This is a genomic window from Campylobacter canadensis (assembly GCF_013177655.1).
GTDB classification, from domain to species: domain Bacteria; phylum Campylobacterota; class Campylobacteria; order Campylobacterales; family Campylobacteraceae; genus Campylobacter_E; species Campylobacter_E canadensis.
Map to the genome: position 1 here is coordinate 1,360,096 of NZ_CP035946.1, position 18,084 is coordinate 1,378,179.

Here is an 18,084-nt window from a genome sequence, read left to right on the forward strand (position 1 = left end):
TAATTTTAATTATCAATTTTTACCCCCACAAGCGAAGAAAAATTTCTTAAAAAACTTTGCGGCAATAATCCAAAAAATACCCCAGCTAGACCATATCTAAAAGAGTATTTTTTCATATACACAGTCTCATTTAAAGGCTTTACTTTTACTATATCGCTAAGCAAAGATATAAAATCATCAAGCCCATTTATACCACTTTTAAAATCAATTTTAAGCTCGGACATAGTTTTATGTTTTACTTGCTTGTTAGCTATTTTCGTGCCTACTAAATCAGCATAAATATAAACATCTTTTAACAAGCTAAAATTCTTTATAATTTGCTTAATCTCGCTTTTTTTAAAATACATCAAAAGCCCTTCTAAAATTACTATAAAATTAGCATTTTTGTGCTTTTGTTTTATATCTTTTATCCAAGTATCATCAAAAACATCTCCAACTAAGCTAAAATTTTTATCATTATCGCTAAAAAATTGCTTACGAATTTTTATAACTTCAGGTAAATCAGCATTATAAAACACAATATTTTTATCTTTTAATTCGTCTTTTAACCTTTCATATCTACTATCAAGCCCACAAGCAGCATTTATTACTACAAGCTCACTAAATTGATAGCAAAGCTCACGCACTTTATCATCAAAATATTTAGCTCTAAAAAGGCAACCAATATTAGAAAATCTATCTTTTTCATAAATTTCATACTTTCCTTCAATGTTTGAAACTAAAAATTCTGCTTTTGGGTCGTTTAAAATAGCATTTTTTCCTTCTTTTGCTCTTTTGCTTTCTTTGGCTTTGTAATAAAGCGGGATTAAAAGTGTGCTTGAAATTTCATCGTTTATTTTTAGCATAAGTCCTCCTTTTTTTAGTCTAAAATTATAATATATTTGATATTAATTATCAAATATATTTTATTTAAATATTGTATATTTGAATATAAAATTTATTATCAATAAGTAATTTTTATTATCAAAATATAAAAAAGAAAAATAAAGTAAATACTTTATCACAATATAAACAAATAATATTGTATTTTTAGTATTCTTTTGTCATAATAACTCATTCAAGTATAAGGATTTTCATGAATTTAGAAGCGCATAATGATATGATAAATTTTATTTGGAAAGTAGCCGATGATTTAAGAGACCACTATGTAAAAGGCAAATATAGAGATGTGATACTTCCGATGACAGTTATTCGCTGACTTGATTTAGTCTTAGCACCTACAAAACAAAAGGTTTTAGATACTTACAACGCTTACAAAGACAAGCTAGACAATCCAAACTCTATATTAACAAGCGAAAAATTTGGCAGTGGATATAGCTTTTACAACCACTCAAATTTCACCCTAGAAAGCCTACTAAACGACCCAAGCAATATAAGAATTAATTTTGAAAACTACCTAGACGGCTTTAGCCCAAATGTAAAAGATATCATCGCTAAGTTTAAGTTCAAAAACGAGCTAGAAACACTAGATGAAGCAAACCTTTTATATCAAATCGTAGAAAAGTTTTGCTCTAAAAAGATAAATTTTAGCATTCATCCTACCTACAACGACAAAGGAGAGTTATTAGAAGGGCTTAGCAACCTTGGAATGGGATATGTTTTTGAAGAACTTATCCGTAAGTTTAACGAAGAAAACAACGAAGAAGCAGGAGAGCACTTCACCCCAAGAGAGATTATCCGTCTTATGACTTGCTTAGTTTTTTTGCCTGTCAAAGATGAGATAAAAGAAGGAGATTTCATCATCTATGATAATGCCTGTGGAAGCGGTGGAATGCTAACAGAATCCAAAGAATTCGTAACCGACCCAAATGGCAAAATCAAATCAGAAGCCAACTTCTACCTATACGGACAAGAGCTAAACCCCGAAACCTACGCAATATGCACAGCCGATATGCTAATAAAAGGCGAAAATCCGGAAAACATCAAATTTGGCTCTACTCTTAGCAACGACCAAGTAAATGTAAAATGTGATTTCATGCTAACTAACCCACCTTATGGTAAAAATTGGGACAAAGACCAAAAAGACCTAAATGTAGAAAAAATCAAAAGCAAAAGCGTATGTGATGACCCTAGATTTAGCATAGGTATCACTAGTAAAAGCGATGGACAGATGATGTTTTTGCTAAATATGATTAGCAAAATGAGGCATGATACAAAGTTGGGCAGCCGAATTGCTAGCGTTCATAATGGTAGCCCATTATTCAACTCAGACGGCGGTCAAGTAGCCATAAGAAGCCATATTATAAAAAATGATTTACTAGAAGCCATAATCGCACTTCCTACAAATATGTTTTATAACACAGCCATACCTACTTTTATATGGATTCTTACAAACAAAAAACCAGAGCATAAAAAAGGCAAAGTGTGGCTAATGAACGCTACAAATTATTATCAAAAAATGAAAAAATCCCTAGGCTCAAAATCAAACGAAATGACAAACGAGCATATAGAAAAAATCACCGAGCAGTTTTTAGACAATGCTAGCAATGATGATTGTATCATCTTAAATAACGATGATTTGGGCTATGTAAAAGTAGTAGTTGAACAAGTAAAAACGCTAAATGAACTACAAAATAACGAAAGCTTTAACAAACTAAAAGATAAAGAAACAATTATCTCTAAACTAAAAGAACTTGAACAAAGTCCAAAAGATTTTAAAAACTCTTTAGAATTTGCAAAGTTTTTAGGCGTAAAGCTAAGTAAATCAGAGCTAAAACTCCTAATAAATAGCGACAAAAACACCAACACAGAAAAAATCCCACTCACTAGTGATATAAACGAATACTATGAAAAAGAAATAAAACCATTTATACCAAACTCTTGGGTGGATTTAAAAAGTAAGCAAATAGGCTATGAAATACTATTTAACAAGTATTTTTACACCTACGAAAAACCAAGAGAATTAGATGAGATAAAACACGAATTAAGCTCACTTGAAAACGAACTAAAAGACCTTTTAGGCGAGATTTTATCATGATAGCATATAAAGAAAGTGGCATAAAATGGCTAGGTAAAATCCCCGCTCATTGGGAAGTAGCAAGAGTTAAGGATATATTTTATTTATTTAAAGATATTAGCTACATAGAAAATCCTACTGTTTTAAGTCTTACAAGAGATGGTGTAAAAGTTAGAGATATGAGTAATTTAAAAGGACAATTTGCTGAAAATTACAACAACTACAATAAGGTAAAAGTTGGAGATTTGCTTTTAAATGTAATGGATTTATATAGTGGAGCAAATTGTAATGTTTCGCAAGTTGATGGAGTGATAAGTCCTGCGTATGCAAATTTAAGACAACATAAAGAATGTTACCCTAAATATTTTGATTATTATTTTAAAATGCAGTATATAAGTAAAGCATTTCAGGCTGCAGGTAAGGGTGTATCGTATGAGCATAGATGGACTTTAACATCTGAAGTATTATTAAATTATCCAATTCCTTTACCACCATTAGAAGAGCAAAAGAAAATCGCTGATTTTTTAGATGAGAAGTGCAAAAAAATAGATGATTTTGTAACTAAACAAGCGAAATTTATAGAACTTTTAAAAGAACAAAAACAAGTTTTGATAAACCAAGCTACCACAAAAGGCTTAGATAAATCCACCGAACTAAAAGACAGCCATATCCCCCACTTAGGCAAAATCCCCACCCATTGGGAAGTTGTAAGGCTTAAGAATATAGCTAAGTTTAACAGGGGTTTGAATATAACTAAAGAAAATTTAAAAGATGATGGTGTTTATTGTATTAGTTATGGAGAAATACATTCAAAATATCCATTTATAGTTAATCCAAAAAATCATAAATTAAAATGTGTAGAAAATGAATACTTAAATACTAATATAAATTCAATGTTGTATAAAGGTGATTTTATTTTTGCTGATACTTCTGAAGATATTGAAGGGTCTGGAAATTTTACGCTTTATGATGGAGAAGATGAAGCGTTTGCGGGTTATCATACAATTATCGTAAGAGTGGATAAAAATATTTTTTATCCAAAATTTTTAGCATATGAATTTGATAGTAAAACTTATAGAAATAAAATTCAAAGTTTGGTATCAGGTGTAAAAGTTTTTAGTATTACACAAGCTATTTTAAGAGAAACAGAAGTGTGGATACCACCACTAGAAGAGCAAAAGAAAATCGCAAAATATTTAGATGATAAGTGCGAGAAGATAGACAAAGCGATAAACAATATAACAAAACAAATAAGCCTTATTCAAGAATACAAAACAAGCCTAATAGACACCACCACCAAAGGCATGCTAAAGGAGTTAAAATGAGTGATAATAAACTCAAGCTTATACAAGATATAGAACTAGATAATTTAAACGATGAAAATGATTTTTTAGAAACTAAAAAGTATTCAAAGACTTTACAAGAAATCATAAAAACCACTCATACGTCTTGCACGATAGGACTTTTTGGAGAATGGGGCAGTGGTAAATCATCTATCATAAGAGATGTTATAAATAAGCTTGATTACAATAAAAGCAAACAGCATTACAAAGATACAAACGAAAAAATAAGATTTGTTGTCTATGACGCTTGGAAATATTCAAAAGATTCTTTTAGAAGAACCTTTTTGCTAGAAATGGCAAAAGAATTGAAATTTCAAGAGCAAGATTATTTTGATATGTTTTATGCAAATCAAAGTGATGAGAAAATAAAGCGTTCGTTGGAGGTTGCAAATGCTTTTGTTGAGCTTGTAAAAGCTATTGGTGGTGGCATTCCTAATCCTATAAATGTGATTGAAAAAACAAAGATAACTACACAAAAGCCGTTTATATTTGCTCCAGAACAATTTGAAAATTTATTTGATGAAATGCTTGAAAAATCTTTGGGTGTAAAAAGCATTTTTGCAAGAGCTGTTGATTATTTTAAAAAAGATGGTTATGAAGCTGAAATTAATAAACTTGTGATAGTTATAGATAATCTTGATAGATGTAATGCTGATACGGTTTGCGAAATGCTAAGTGATATAAAAGGCTTTTTAAATAAAGATAAAGTAGTTTTCATAGTGCCTTTAGATGATAAAATGCTTAAAAAACATTTAGAAAAAATCAACGGTTATGAAGATAGTGAAAGCAGTGAGTATCTAAGGAAGATTTTTGATTGTGTATTATCACTTAAAAAAACTCAAGAATTTGATATGTATGAAGTTTTAGATAAATTACTTAAAAATCACAAAATAGAATATAACCCAAATACAATGGGTGTTATTTCAGAAGAATACGCAAGTAATCCAAGAAGGATTATAAAGTTTATAAATAATTTTGAGATAGAAAAAGAGTTATTATATAAAAGGGGTGTGGATAAAGAGCTTATCAAAACTAATGAAACATTAATAGCATTTTTGCTTATTCTTAAAGAAGAACAATATAACCTTTATCAAAAAATATTAGAAAATATATCAAATATACATACGATAGGAGATAAAAATAATAAATTAGTCAAGAATGAAGCTAAAGAAGTAAAAGTTGAAAGCACCGAACCCAAAGAAGAAATTGAAAGTGTTGAAAATATTTATATCAAAAAGTTTTTGGAACATACCAAAGTTATATGGAGTAAGGCTGATTTGAATGTGGTTGATAAAGTGGTTTGCAATCTAAACACCGAAGATAAGCTCCCATATGAAATTCGTGAAAAATTAGAAAAGAATGAATTTGGCAAAATTAAACAAGAAGAATATGCAGAAGCATCAAAGCATTTGGTTTTTAGTTTTAATAAATGGTGTGAAAGAGGGGTATATGAAACTAAGGCTTTAAGCTTTTTTAAACAACTTATAAAAGCTAATGCTTATAAAATGCTTAGTAAAAATAATTTTGATGATATTTACAACAAAAGTGAATATGCTTTAAAAGAATTGTTGGAATATCTAGAAGATGAAGAAGATATTAAAAATGCAATACAATTTATAAAATCTAGTATTGATAATGATTATATAGATTTAGATTTTTTTTACACCAAAGAGTTGATACATAATTACTCTGCAATTGATGTTGCTAAAAAAGAATATGCTCACGGTGAAGCAACGAGTATGCTAGCTAAATATGGGGAAATGAAAAATATATATAAGGTAGGTTTTGAGCATTATTTAAATCATCAAATATATAGCCAAGAAGATTTGGAAATTTACCAAGAATATTTCTATACACATTCATATTTTAATGATTATAAACCTTATTTAAATTTAAATAATGAAGTGTTTGTAGATATTTTTAATGAAGATATAATTGATTTTATACCTAGGCATAAAGTTGATTGTGGGGTTTTGATAGAGTTAATATTTAGAATGTATCGCTTGGAAGTTATTAGTATCGGAAAAGCTTGTGATTTGGTTTTAAGTATTCCTAGTGATAATTTAGCAAATATCAACAAGCTAGAATATTTTAAAGCCATATTAAATAATGTTGATTTGGTTGATATGGCTAGTTTCAATAATGATAAATATCTTAAATTATTATATAGTTTAGATGTGGATATAGAGCTTGAGATTAAATTTATATTTGATAAATTTGCTAAAAATACACTTAATGATGTATTTTGTCATTTTATAGAGCAGTTTTTTAGACTTAAGATAAATCAAGAACAATTGCACTCAAATACTAAAAACTTAGAAGAACAAATTTTATTAATTCATTATTGTATAAACAATTATAGTGATTTTGATGAAATGATTTTATCATTTTTTATTGATAGTATTGGAAAGTATTTTTATATACAAGGAGTTGATGATATCTTATTATGCGTTTATGGTTATTTTAAAAGATTTGGAGCTAAGTTAGATAATAAAATTTTATCTAACTTAACTAATATTACAAGCAACATGTTTGCAGGTTTAAATGGAGATATAGGCAAAAAATTACAAAGATTTTTAATCAAATTATCAGATAATGATGAGATGAAAATTGAAATAATAAATAGGCTTTCAAATTATGAGAGACATTTTTCAAAACTAACACCAGAATTTAAAGAAATATTTTTGAAAGGAGAACAAAATGCGTAAATATACCGAAAAGGATTTGGAAACCTTTATAGAAAACCATTTATTAAGCAATGGATACATAAAAAGACAAAGCGATGATTATGATAAAAATTATGGTGTAGATACGCAAATATTGTTTGAGTTTTTGAAATCAACTCAGCTAAAAAGCCTAAATGATTTAGCATTAAGAGTGGGCGAGAATAATGTAAAAGAAAAATTACTCAAAAGACTTTCAAGCGAATGTGATAAAAAAGGCACTCTAGAGGTATTAAAAAATGGCTTTAGCGAAAATGGTATAAAATTTAGTTTGCTTTATCCTAAGCCAAACAATTCATTAAATCAAACAGCTGATTATAATTATTCTTGTAATAAATTTTGTGTAATTCGTCAATTATATTTTAGTAACCAAACTAGCGAGTCAATAGACATTGTGATTTTTATAAATGGTCTAAGTGTTGCCACAATAGAGCTTAAAAACCCATTTACAAACCAAAACACACAAAATGCAAGATTTCAATATACTAAAAGAAATCCAAACGAAACGATATTTAAGCGTAGCATAGTGCATTTTGCACTAGATAGTGAAAGTGCGTATATGAGCACAAAATTAGAGCGTGAAAATACTAAGTTTTTACCATTCAACAAGGGCTTAAATGATGGTTTAGCAGGTATTGGAGTGCAAACTGGAGCAGGAAATCCACCAAGCGATGGTATAAAGACTGCTTATTTATGGGAGAGAATTTTAAGTAAAGAAGTATTACTTGATATTATTTTAAAATACATTCAAATAATCAAAAAAGATGATAAAAATGTGGTGATTTTTCCTAGATATCATCAATTTGATGTAGTAGATAAGCTTTTAAAAGATTGTTATGATAAAGGAGTGGGACAAAGATACCTTATCCAACATAGTGCTGGTAGCGGCAAAAGTAATTCTATATCATGGCTAGCATTGAATTTAGTAGAACTTCATAAAGATGATAAACCTATATTTGATAGTGTTATAGTAATAACTGATAGAAAAGTATTGGATAGACAAATAAGAGATAATCTTAAAAGCTTCGAGCATAAAGGCGGGGTTATAGAAGCTATAACAGATGGTAGCAAACACCTAAAAGAAGCATTGATAAATGGCAAAAAAATTATCATCACAACAATTCAAAAATTCCCATACATAGCAGATAGCATAACAAGCCTTGATGGCAAAACATTTGCAGTGATAATTGATGAGGCTCACTCATCGCAAGATGGACAAATGTCATCAAAGCTAAGCGAAAGTATCAAAGAAAAATCTATAAAAGCAGATAATTTTGATGAGGTTTTAGAAGAAATAGCAAACAATAAAAAATTACAATCAAATGCGACTTATTTTGCATTCACAGCTACACCAAAACCAAAAACATTAGAAAAATTTGGCTCTGCTTGTATGGTAGAAGAGGAGAAGAAATTTTTTCCATATCATTTGTATTCTATGAAACAAGCCATAGAAGAAGGCTATATTTTAGATGTTTTAAAAGGTTATGTTACTTATGAAAGTTTTTATAAACTTTTAGTTGCAACAAAAGGCGATAAAAAATATGATGAGAAAAAAGCCAAAGCAAAGCTTAAAAAATTTGTAGAAAGTAGCAAAATCACAATAGAGAAAAAAGCAGACATAATCTGCGAGCATTTTTATACCCAAATAGCTATGAAAATTGATGGTAAAGCAAAAGCTATGGTGGTTACAAATTCTAGACAAAGTGCTTTAAATTATTATTTTGCGATAAGTAAAATCCTAAAATCTTATCATCCTACATATAAAGCTTTAGTAGCTTTTAGCGGGGAATTAGAGGTTGATGGTGTTAAATACACAGAATCAAGCGTAAATAACATAAGCGAAGCTGAGCTAAAAAAAGAGTTTAAAAAAGACATTTATAGGTTTTTAATCGTAGCAGAAAAATACCAAACAGGATTTGATGAACCACTTTTACATACTATGTATGTAGATAAACCGCTAGATGGTATAAGTGCTGTACAGACACTCTCAAGACTAAATAGAGTTTGCAAAAACAAATACAGCACTTGTGTGGTGGATTTTGCTAATACTCATGAAGATATCGCAGAGGCTTTTTCTAAGTTTTATGAAAATAGTTATCTTGAAAACGAAAGCGACCCTAATAAAATCTTTGATTTAAAAGATAGCATTAAGAGTTTTATGTTTTTTAGTGATGATGAGGTTGATGAGTTTGTAAGGTATGTGTTAGAAGAAAAAAGTGAAAATTATATACATTCTTATCTTGATATGATTACTTATAGGATAAATGAAAGCAATGAGGATACAAAATTTGAGTTTTATCAAAAATGCAAAAATTATATAAAATCTTATGAATTTTTATCTCAAATTTTACCTTATGCGGATATAGAACTTGAAAAAATTTATATATTTTTACCAAAATTAATTAGCAAAATAAATCTTAGTAAAATACAGCTAGAAAAGGATTTGCTAGCAAATGTAGATTTTGATAGTTATAGAGTGCAATTAAAAGCTAAAATGGATATAAAATTAAGTAGTGATGGTGGTTTTTATCCAAGTAATGCAGATGGAAGCAAACAAAAAAGTGAAATTGTGCTAGATGAACTTGCAAATATTGTTAGAAGTTTTAATGAAAAATATGGCAATTTTGAATTTGATAGTAATGATAAAATCAAAAGATATCTAACAAGCTTAAAAGATGATGTGTTAGAAGATAAAAGCTTTTTAAAATCTTTGCAAAATTACGATAGACAAAATACAAAAATCGCCTTTAATGAGATACTGCCAAAAGCAATACTAAATAAATGTGATACTAATTTTGCTTTTTATACATCATATTGTAATGATAAAGATTTTCAAATTATTATGTCAGAAAAAATCTATGAATATATAGTGGAAGAATATAGAAAATCTCTTTAAAATACACGGATTAATTTTAATCCCTGATAGAATTTAAATCCGTGATTTTATTAAAACAATCCTATAATACGCAAAATTATAAGGAGTAAAGAGAGAAAATTAAGTCCGAATTTATTTGTAACAAGCGTAAATAAGTCAATTTTATTTTATGAAAAGCTTGGGTTTTGCGTAGAGCAAAAGATAAAAATGAAAACAGCTTAGTGTGGACTTTTATGAAAAGCTGTGGTGCTGAAATAATGCTACAAAATATAAATAGTGCTAAAGAAGAGTTTGCATTCCTTGCTAATGGCGAATTAAAAGCAACCTTGAGCCTTTTTATGCAAACTGATGAATAAGATTATAAAGCTATGAAAGAAATAAACGCAAAAATCATAAAAGATATTAGCAGACTTTTACGGTACGAAAGAATTTGTGGTGCAAGATTTTGATGCTTATGTATGTGTAATCGCACAAAAGCTTGATAAATAGGAGATTTTATGGCTAGTAGTAAAAAGTATTTAAAGTATGTTTTAGAGCTTTTTAATGAGCCGAATATAACTTATAAATATATGTTTAGCAATATTCTTTGTATTTTAAAGATAAAATCATAGGTGGTATTTTTGATAATCAATTACTTTTAAAACCCACAAAATCAGTACTAAACTACATAAAATAGCCAACGCTAGTTTTACCCTACGATGGGGCAAAAACTAAAATGATTTTGTTTGATAAGAAAGATTGTGAGCTTTTAAAAACAATTGTATTAGCAATGTATGAAGAACTTCCAAATCCTAAGAAAAAGCCTAAAAAAGCTTAATGCAAAAATAAATTCCATACTCCAAAGAAGCGAAAATTAATCACTATCTACTAAATTTTAGTAATTAACAAATACCTACTTTTTAAAGTATTTTGACATATCAAAACTACCGTTTTTGATTAATTCATCACCAAAAGCTTCCCTAAAAGCAGCCAAAAATGCGTAGCAAATGATTTCATCTTTGCTATCTTTTTGCGGTAATTTATTTAAAATGATTTTATTATTTTCTAATTTCACGCAAGATTTTGCTAAATGTGGCAAATTATTATCAAAAAATGACTTTAAATCTTTGTTTTTATGCTCTTCTTTTAGCTCTTCTAGTTTAGCATACATACTAACACCCATATATGGATACAGCATTTTAGAAAGGCTAAAAACCACCTTATCATTTTTACCCAAATCATACTTAGGACATACGCTATAATCTTCATAATCTTCTGCTGATTTACTAAAATCACCCGTTAAAATAGCATTTTTATCTTTTTGGTAATACGCATTATGCTCTACTACAAATCTCCCACAAACCGTATTTTTAAGCTTATAATAACTAAAAGCGTCTTTACAAATCTCGCTCATACCATCTAATTTTGTAAGGATTAGCTCATCGTTTTTTACTTCAATCTTCATGCAAGGCTTTTTATCTTAAGTGATAAGCTCATTTTGTTCACTAAAGATGATATTTTTATCAAAAGGTTTAAAATCGCTTAGCTTAAAAGCTTTTGGCTGATAAAGATTATCCACATACCATTTTGTTAAATCATCGCTAAAAAAATAAGCAAAACTAAGTGCTGTAAATTCTACATTGTGGATATGCTCTAAGCTTTTATGCTTTATTTGTTTAAACCATTCTTCTTTTTCTTCTTCTGTAAAAGCATTAATCAATCCTGCATTTGCTACGCCAAAAAATACTAAAATAAAAAATAACTTTTTTACCAAAAATCCTGCAAAACTTCTAAATCTCATTACTTGACCTTTCATATTCAATAGATTACTAGTGCTGTTTTTAGAAAATTTAACAAAACATTTCAACACTTTAATATCCATAAAATACTTATAATTATACTTTATAGGCATTTATTGTTTTTAAAACTAAAACCTTAAGCCATTTTCATATACAACAAAGGATAAGGATTTCCTTGTTCATCTAAATCACTTCTTTTATAAATTACAAAACCCATACGCTCATAAAAAATTCTTGCTAAAGGCTTTTGCTCATTTACACATAATTCATTTAACAAAATTGTTGCGGGTTTAATAATTATCATTTTTATACATTAGCTTTAAAATTACAACACATCTTATAATACTAGCTTTGCTTTTTACTTAAACTTTTTAACATTTAAATTAGTGTTTAATTTTAAAATATTTTAACATATCAAGACTACCATTTTTGATTAATTCATCACCAAAAGCTTTTTTTAAGCAGCATTTTTCATCAAAATTAGCATATATGCTCAAATTTATATATGGATATTGTAAAATTAATTTTTCTTAAATAATTTTGCCACTTTTTTGCCACTGCTTTTTTATAAAATTTAAGCATTAAAAGGAGGATAAAATGATAAATAGAAGAAATTTTCTTAAAACACTTACAGGAACAACTATTGCACTCCCTAGTATTTTAAACGCCAACGAAAACCTTAAAAAAGATATTAAATTTGATGAGATAGCAGATGTAATCATCGTTGGAAGTGGCGTAAGTGCTCATATATGTGCTGCATATTTGGTAAAAAACAAGCTAGATGTTTTAATGATTGAGAAAATGGATAGAATTGGAGGTAATTCAGTTCTTTCTCAGCAAGATTTTGCTGTACTTAATTCGGATTTACAAATTAAAGCAGGTATAAAAGATAGCGAAGAATTATTTTTAAACGATTTAAACAAAGCTGGAGCTGGATACAATCATTTAGAACATTCTTTAAGAATTATAAGAAATTCAAACGAAGCTTATGAATTTGCAAAAAGCTGTGGGGTTAAATATGCCAATAAGCTTAAGTTTTTAGGCGGACATAGTGTTGCTAGAAGTGTTGAGACTATCGGAGGTGGCGGTGCTTGCATAAAGGCATTACACGAGTTTTTCTTAGCAAACAAAGGAAGATTTAAAAACGAAACTAAAAGCGATGAAATCATTCAAGATGAAAACGCTAAAGTAATAGGCATAAGCGTAAGAGAAAATTATAGATTTGATAGAAATCTAGCAAATGATGATAGGCAAAATTTAAGTGGGGTTAAGAAAAATTATAAAGCAAGACTTGCTGTAGTTTTTGCAACTGGTGGATTTAGCCGTGATGTTGAGTTTAGAAGCATAGTAAATCCTAGATTAAGACTAGCAAAAAGCCCATCAAGCTTAGGTCAAACTGCAGGTGCATTAAAGCAAATGCTAAAAATCGGAGCAATTGCAACCCAACTAGCACTTAGTAGATTTTCTTTTGGAATTCCAACGGAGGATTTAATTTATGGAATTATGCTTGATAAGAATGCTAAAAGATTTTTAAACGAAGATGGCGATAGACAAGGCTTATCAAATAAAATCCTAGCACATATGCAAAATCTAAACACCACAAGTTATCCAACCATTATTTTAGATAGCACAGGTTTTGCTAATTCGCATGACCCAAATAGAATGCAAAGCTTTATAATAGCAGGAAAGATGAAGAAATTTGATACTTTAGACGAACTTGCAAATCATTTTAAACTAAATAAAGATGAATTATTAAAGAGTATGCAAATTTATGAAGATGGCATTAAAAAAAATAAAGATGAGTTCAAAAAAGATTTAAGCAAGATTAAAAACTCTAGTATGAGTAAAGCACCTTTTTATGCAATGACAGCTGCACCTGGGCTTAGCTATACACCAGGTGGTGTTTGGGCTGATACAAATATGAGAGTTTTACACATTAGCAATTATGAACCTATAAAAGGACTTTATGCAATAGGCGAAGCAACAGGTGGCGTTCATGGACAAGCAAGACTTACAAGCTGCTCTATTCCTGATTGTATGACTTCAGGTATTGCTTGTGCGAAAGATATTTTAAAAGGAATATAAATGCGAAAATTATTAATGATTTTAATGTTTAGTATTTTTGCACTAGCTAACGAATTTTTAATCAAGCCACACCATGTAGATGTAAAGCTAAAATGCAGCGATTGTCATAAACAAGCAAATGAAAAAGATTATAAAGCACTTGATTCTAACGCTTGTTTAAGCTGTCATGGGAGTAAAGAAAAATTAGCAAAAAGACTTGATTTTTTAAAGGGCAAAAACCCACATAATAGCATTCATGATAATGCTAATTTAAATTGTTATACCTGTCATAACGAGCATAAACCTTCGTTTAATATGTGCAATACTTGCCACAATACTAAAACTTGGATGAAGGAGATAAAATGAAAAAAACTATTATTTTTATTTCATCTATTGTAGTTTTAACTTTAATTTTTGTGTTTTTTTCACATAAGGCTATTAAGATGACAGGTGGTGATAAATTTTGTGCGAGTTGCCATGTAATGCAGCCTATGAAAAAATCTTATATTAAAGATGTTCATGGTGGTAATAATAATTTAGGTATTAAAGCAAATTGCGTAGATTGCCATTTGCCACATGATAATATGTTTAATTATTTAGGCACTAAGGCTTATAATGGCATTAAAGAATTCAGTATCACTGCTTTAGGTAAAGATAAAGATATTAATTGGCAAGATAAATTAGAACACAAAAAAGATTATGTTTATGATAGTGGCTGTATGAGTTGCCATCAAGACATAACCAAAGTAAATTCTAAAAACGAAATGCAAAATATTATGCATAAAAGATATTTAGATTACGCAAATGAATTAAAATGTGTAAGTTGCCATACTCATGTAGGTCATGATGGTTTAAGGGGTGAATTAAATAAATTATGAAAAATTATACTATTTTGTATGCTGAAGATGATTTAAAACTAGCAAATCAAGTTATTGATTTGCTAGAACTACTTGATTTTAAAGTATTTTATGCAAAAGATGGCTTAAGTGCTTTAGAAATTATTAAAGAAGAAAAAATTGATATATTATTACTTGATATTTCTATGCCAAGACTTGATGGTTTAAAATTATTAGAGCAAATTAGACAAAATGATAATAAAACTCCTGCTATTATGATTACAGCCTTAAGCGATTCGCCAACTTTATTAAATGCTGTTGAATTAAATATTTGTAAGTATTTAATAAAGCCCTTTGATAGATTAAAACTTGAACTTGCTTTAGATAAAGCAATTAAGCAAAGCAATAACTTAATTAAAGTAAGCAACAATGTATATTTAAATATGCTTACAAATGAATTATTAGTAAATAATGAACTTAAAAAACTTAGCAAAAAAGAGTTTTTATTGCTTGAAATACTATTAAAAAGTAGTCCTAATATAGTTGATTTTTATACAATTTGTGAATATGTTTATAATGATTATAATGTAAGCTCTGATGCTATTAAATCACTTGTTAAAAACCTTAGAAAAAAGATAAATTATAAAGGAATAATCCATAATGCAAATGCTCGTGGATACTACATCAAAACTACTTAATATAAGCATTCGCAAAAAAGCCTTTATATTTGTTTTAGCACTTATTGTTTTTGTTTGTATTGTGCTTAATTTTTTATATATAAGCCAACAAAAAAACTATTTATTTCAAAGTAAAAATAATTTTAATGATAGATTTGAGTATTTTTATAATGATTTTTTAAATAATTTGAAAAATAATGCTTTTAGTATTAGTTATGAATTTAGTTCTAATTTAGATGGTTTAAAAAATTACGAAAAGCTATTTAAATTAAAGCAATTATTTTTAAACTTAAGTTCAAATGAAGCGTATTTAAAAGATATAAAACTTTATTTATTAGATGAAAAAATATGCCTTACAAAGGACAAAATTATTTTAGAATGTAATTACGATAAGAATTTAAATATTTTACTTAATTTTCAAAATGAACCTTATTATTTAATTAGCTTTAAAATTAATTCAAAATACGCAATAAATTACACAATCAGTGCTAAAAAATTATTAGATAATATAAAACTTCAAGATGAATTCTTAGCTGCTTTAAGATATAAAAATCAGTATTTTTACAATGAATCAGATTGGCACAATAAACTAAAACTGCTTATGAAAAAAGATGGAGTGATTAATTTTGATAATAAATATTATATAAATAACGAAATTTATCTTGATAATAACTTTTCTATTTTAATTTTAAAGGATATTACAAAAGATTATTTACACCATTTAAAAACATCTAAAAAAGCTTTTATAATAAGTATGATATTAGTATTTTTTGCGTTTATTTGTGTGTATTTTGTCTTGGGGTTTTTAATAAATAAACTCTTAAAAACAGAAGAAAAATTAAAAAAATTAAACGCTAATTTACAAAATGAAATTGATTTAGCCGTAAATACCATAAAAGATAAGTTAGAAGAAAATAGACAAAAAGAACAAATGCTAAACCATCAATCAAAACTAGCTGCGTTAGGGCAAATGTTAGCTTGTATAGCTCACGAATACAAGCAGCCCTTAGCAACTTTGGGTGCAATTTCAAGCTATCTTGAAATAAGTATTGAAAAAAATAAAATTGATGATAAATTTAAAAATAAATTAAAAGAAATAAATCCTATTTTAAGCTATATGTCAAAAACAATTGATGATTTTTATAACTTTTTTAAAACAAAAGAAGAAAAAAGTAAATTTTTTATTTATGAAGCAATAAATAATTCTTTAACAATTAGTAATGCCAGCCTTAATAAAAATGCAGTTTGTGTTATTTTAAGACTTAATAAAAATATCCAAATCAATACTTATAAAAATAGCCTTACACATATACTAATCAACTTACTTACTAATGCAAAAGACGCTTTAAAGACTAGCAAAAATCCTTTTATAATCATTAATTTATATTCTTATAAAAACAGTTTTTACATTAGCATTAAAGATAATGGCGAAGGAATTAAAGATGAATTAAAAGAAGAAATTTTTAAACCTTATTTTAGTACAAAAGACAGCTCAGGACTTGGTCTTTTTATGATAAAAAATATTTTAAAAAAGGACTTAAACGCTACAATTTTTGTAAAAAATAGAAAAATCGGAGCGCATTTTATAATTAGGATAGATAATGAATGAATTGTTTTGCTTAATTGTTGGCGGTGGGCTTAGTGGTCTAGTTTTAGCAAATTTATTAGCAGATAAAAACATTTTATTAATTGAACAAGACGAGCAATTAGGCGGAGTAGCTAGCTATATGAATTTTGCCGCATCAAATACCAGCTTTCAGGCATTCGCAAATATAAAAGATGATAAATTTTATGAGGATTTAATATCTTATTCACCTAATTATTCGGACTTTTCTATGCTTAAGGTTTTAAGCGATAATTCATCACATGCAATAGAACTTTTGCAAAGTTTTGGTGTGGAATTTGAATTAGGGATTAAAAGTAGTTTTAATCATCAAATTCCAAGAGAATTAAGCCCTTTAAAAGATGCCAAGCAAAGCGTAATAAATCCACTCATAAATAGATTAATTAGCAAAAATGTAAATATTTTAACAAAGGCAAAATTACTTGATTTTAAAGATAACACAGCAAGTATTTTATATAAAGATAAAATCTTAAAAATAAAGCTTAAAAATATAGCCTTTTGCACGGGTGGCTTTGCAAATGATAAAGATTTTATAAAAATTCATTACCCATTAGCATTTTACGCTAAAACTCTAAGCAAAAATAATGCAAATTCACTCAAAATTATGCTTAAAAATAATGCAATCCCAACCCAGCTTAGCTTGATGAGATTTGCTTTTATTTTGCCTATGGAGATTTTTAAATATGGAATTTTAATTAATTCTGATTTTGTAAGATTTGTTAGCGAAGATAAACAAAGGCAAGAATTAGCAATAGCTATTTTAAACGAGTTTAAGCAGGGCAAAAAAGTAAAATTGCTTTTAGATAATCACGGAATAAATTATATAAATAACATAAGCAATTTTAAGAAATATTATTCTTTAAAAGACATTGATAAAAGGCTTATTGATACGGTAAATGATTATAATTTAGGTATTACAAATAAAATTGATAACTTTGGTAAAAACTTAAATAATATCGCTATAAAAAAGATAAAAGAAAGCTTGTTTTATTTATGCGATGTTGATGTTTATTTAAACTATACTTTAGGCGGGGTTAAGTCTAATACAAATGCACAAATTATTGATATTAATACAAATAAAGCAATAGATAATATCTTTGTAATAGGAGAAGCTAGTGCGATGTTTGGCGAAGCAAGGCTTAGTGGGGCTGCAAGTACTGCTTGTGTTGTTTTTGCTATGAATGCAGCTAGATATATGCTAAAATAAA

Annotated in this window: 14 protein-coding genes and 1 pseudogene; 11 read left to right on the forward strand and 4 right to left on the reverse strand. The window is 28.0% G+C overall.

Features of this window, described 5'->3' with window-relative positions; translation table 11 throughout:
* Positions 1 to 5: 5 nt before the first annotated feature.
* Complete coding sequence (locus CCANL266_RS06485; protein WP_172233057.1) at positions 6 to 845, reverse strand: class I SAM-dependent methyltransferase; 840 nt, start codon at positions 843 to 845, stop codon at positions 6 to 8.
* Positions 846 to 1,075: 230 nt separating this feature from the next.
* On the opposite strand from CCANL266_RS06485, the pseudogene CCANL266_RS06490 reads away from it, so the two are divergent.
* The 5 genes and pseudogenes from CCANL266_RS06490 (at position 1,076) to CCANL266_RS09685 (ending at position 10,253) form a co-directional block, all read left to right on the forward strand.
* Positions 1,076 to 2,977: pseudogene (locus CCANL266_RS06490) on the forward strand (type I restriction-modification system subunit M).
* Complete coding sequence (locus CCANL266_RS06495) at positions 2,974 to 4,281, forward strand: restriction endonuclease subunit S (protein WP_172233060.1); 1,308 nt, start codon at positions 2,974 to 2,976, stop codon at positions 4,279 to 4,281. The pseudogene CCANL266_RS06490 and the gene CCANL266_RS06495 overlap by 4 nt, the downstream one beginning before the upstream one ends.
* Positions 4,278 to 7,007 carry a KAP family P-loop NTPase fold protein gene (locus CCANL266_RS06500; RefSeq protein ID WP_172233063.1) on the forward strand — a complete coding sequence of 910 codons (2,730 nt, stop codon included), beginning with the start codon at positions 4,278 to 4,280 and terminating at the stop codon, positions 7,005 to 7,007. The genes CCANL266_RS06495 and CCANL266_RS06500 overlap by 4 nt, the downstream gene beginning before the upstream one ends.
* The gene (locus tag CCANL266_RS06505) at positions 7,000 to 9,918 is read left to right on the forward strand and encodes a type I restriction endonuclease subunit R (RefSeq protein ID WP_172233066.1); all 2,919 of its coding nucleotides are present in this window, start codon (positions 7,000 to 7,002) and stop codon (positions 9,916 to 9,918) included. The genes CCANL266_RS06500 and CCANL266_RS06505 overlap by 8 nt, the downstream gene beginning before the upstream one ends.
* 212 nt (positions 9,919 to 10,130) lie before the next feature.
* Positions 10,131 to 10,253, forward strand: a complete 123-nt coding sequence (locus tag CCANL266_RS09685) for a hypothetical protein (protein ID WP_263450621.1) — start codon at positions 10,131 to 10,133, stop codon at positions 10,251 to 10,253.
* Between the two features lie 536 nt (positions 10,254 to 10,789).
* On the opposite strand, the gene CCANL266_RS06515 is transcribed toward CCANL266_RS09685, so the two are convergent.
* The 3 genes from CCANL266_RS06515 to CCANL266_RS06525 all read right to left on the reverse strand — a co-directional run bounded on the left by CCANL266_RS06515 (position 10,790) and on the right by CCANL266_RS06525 (position 11,979).
* The gene (locus tag CCANL266_RS06515) at positions 10,790 to 11,341 is read right to left on the reverse strand and encodes a hypothetical protein (RefSeq protein ID WP_172233072.1); all 552 of its coding nucleotides are present in this window, start codon (positions 11,339 to 11,341) and stop codon (positions 10,790 to 10,792) included.
* A gap of 15 nt (positions 11,342 to 11,356) precedes the next feature.
* Positions 11,357 to 11,692 (reverse strand): hypothetical protein, encoded by a 336-nt coding sequence (locus tag CCANL266_RS06520; protein WP_172233075.1) that lies wholly within the window; start codon positions 11,690 to 11,692, stop codon positions 11,357 to 11,359.
* Between the two features lie 119 nt (positions 11,693 to 11,811).
* Positions 11,812 to 11,979 carry a GNAT family protein gene (locus tag CCANL266_RS06525; RefSeq protein WP_172233078.1) on the reverse strand — a complete coding sequence of 56 codons (168 nt, stop codon included), beginning with the start codon at positions 11,977 to 11,979 and terminating at the stop codon, positions 11,812 to 11,814.
* Between the two features lie 293 nt (positions 11,980 to 12,272).
* On the opposite strand from CCANL266_RS06525, the gene CCANL266_RS06530 reads away from it, so the two are divergent.
* Genes CCANL266_RS06530 through CCANL266_RS06555 form a run of 6 tightly spaced genes read left to right on the forward strand, consistent with a single transcriptional unit; the run spans position 12,273 to position 18,083 of the window.
* Positions 12,273 to 13,760 carry an FAD-dependent oxidoreductase gene (locus CCANL266_RS06530; RefSeq protein WP_172233081.1) on the forward strand — a complete coding sequence of 496 codons (1,488 nt, stop codon included), beginning with the start codon at positions 12,273 to 12,275 and terminating at the stop codon, positions 13,758 to 13,760.
* Positions 13,761 to 14,105: a cytochrome c3 family protein gene (locus CCANL266_RS06535; protein WP_172233084.1), complete on the forward strand. Its 345-nt coding sequence runs from the start codon at positions 13,761 to 13,763 to the stop codon at positions 14,103 to 14,105.
* Entirely contained in the window at positions 14,102 to 14,617 is a 516-nt protein-coding gene (locus tag CCANL266_RS06540) for a cytochrome c3 family protein (RefSeq protein ID WP_172233087.1), read from the forward strand. Before CCANL266_RS06535 ends, CCANL266_RS06540 begins: the two co-directional genes overlap by 4 nt.
* Complete coding sequence (locus tag CCANL266_RS06545; RefSeq protein WP_172233090.1) at positions 14,614 to 15,273, forward strand: response regulator transcription factor; 660 nt, start codon at positions 14,614 to 14,616, stop codon at positions 15,271 to 15,273. The genes CCANL266_RS06540 and CCANL266_RS06545 overlap by 4 nt, the downstream gene beginning before the upstream one ends.
* Positions 15,236 to 16,861 carry a sensor histidine kinase gene (locus tag CCANL266_RS06550; protein ID WP_172233093.1) on the forward strand — a complete coding sequence of 542 codons (1,626 nt, stop codon included), beginning with the start codon at positions 15,236 to 15,238 and terminating at the stop codon, positions 16,859 to 16,861. Before CCANL266_RS06545 ends, CCANL266_RS06550 begins: the two co-directional genes overlap by 38 nt.
* Positions 16,854 to 18,083 (forward strand): FAD-binding protein, encoded by a 1,230-nt coding sequence (locus tag CCANL266_RS06555; protein WP_172233096.1) that lies wholly within the window; start codon positions 16,854 to 16,856, stop codon positions 18,081 to 18,083. Before CCANL266_RS06550 ends, CCANL266_RS06555 begins: the two co-directional genes overlap by 8 nt.
* Position 18,084 lies beyond the last annotated feature (1 nt).

What these genes read in the sequence shown, in the direction of transcription:
- CCANL266_RS06485 (WP_172233057.1), bottom strand. Translation starts at nt 845, where the DNA reads ATGCTAAAAATAAACGATGAAATTTCAAGCACACTTTTAATCCCGCTT.
- CCANL266_RS06495 (WP_172233060.1), top strand. Translation starts at nt 2,974, where the DNA reads ATGATAGCATATAAAGAAAGTGGCATAAAATGGCTAGGTAAAATCCCC.
- CCANL266_RS06500 (WP_172233063.1), top strand. Translation starts at nt 4,278, where the DNA reads ATGAGTGATAATAAACTCAAGCTTATACAAGATATAGAACTAGATAAT.
- CCANL266_RS06505 (WP_172233066.1), top strand. Translation starts at nt 7,000, where the DNA reads ATGCGTAAATATACCGAAAAGGATTTGGAAACCTTTATAGAAAACCAT.
- CCANL266_RS09685 (WP_263450621.1), top strand. Translation starts at nt 10,131, where the DNA reads ATGAAAAGCTGTGGTGCTGAAATAATGCTACAAAATATAAATAGTGCT.
- CCANL266_RS06515 (WP_172233072.1), bottom strand. Translation starts at nt 11,341, where the DNA reads ATGAAGATTGAAGTAAAAAACGATGAGCTAATCCTTACAAAATTAGAT.
- CCANL266_RS06520 (WP_172233075.1), bottom strand. Translation starts at nt 11,692, where the DNA reads ATGAAAGGTCAAGTAATGAGATTTAGAAGTTTTGCAGGATTTTTGGTA.
- CCANL266_RS06525 (WP_172233078.1), bottom strand. Translation starts at nt 11,979, where the DNA reads ATGATAATTATTAAACCCGCAACAATTTTGTTAAATGAATTATGTGTA.
- CCANL266_RS06530 (WP_172233081.1), top strand. Translation starts at nt 12,273, where the DNA reads ATGATAAATAGAAGAAATTTTCTTAAAACACTTACAGGAACAACTATT.
- CCANL266_RS06535 (WP_172233084.1), top strand. Translation starts at nt 13,761, where the DNA reads ATGCGAAAATTATTAATGATTTTAATGTTTAGTATTTTTGCACTAGCT.
- CCANL266_RS06540 (WP_172233087.1), top strand. Translation starts at nt 14,102, where the DNA reads ATGAAAAAAACTATTATTTTTATTTCATCTATTGTAGTTTTAACTTTA.
- CCANL266_RS06545 (WP_172233090.1), top strand. Translation starts at nt 14,614, where the DNA reads ATGAAAAATTATACTATTTTGTATGCTGAAGATGATTTAAAACTAGCA.
- CCANL266_RS06550 (WP_172233093.1), top strand. Translation starts at nt 15,236, where the DNA reads ATGCAAATGCTCGTGGATACTACATCAAAACTACTTAATATAAGCATT.
- CCANL266_RS06555 (WP_172233096.1), top strand. Translation starts at nt 16,854, where the DNA reads ATGAATGAATTGTTTTGCTTAATTGTTGGCGGTGGGCTTAGTGGTCTA.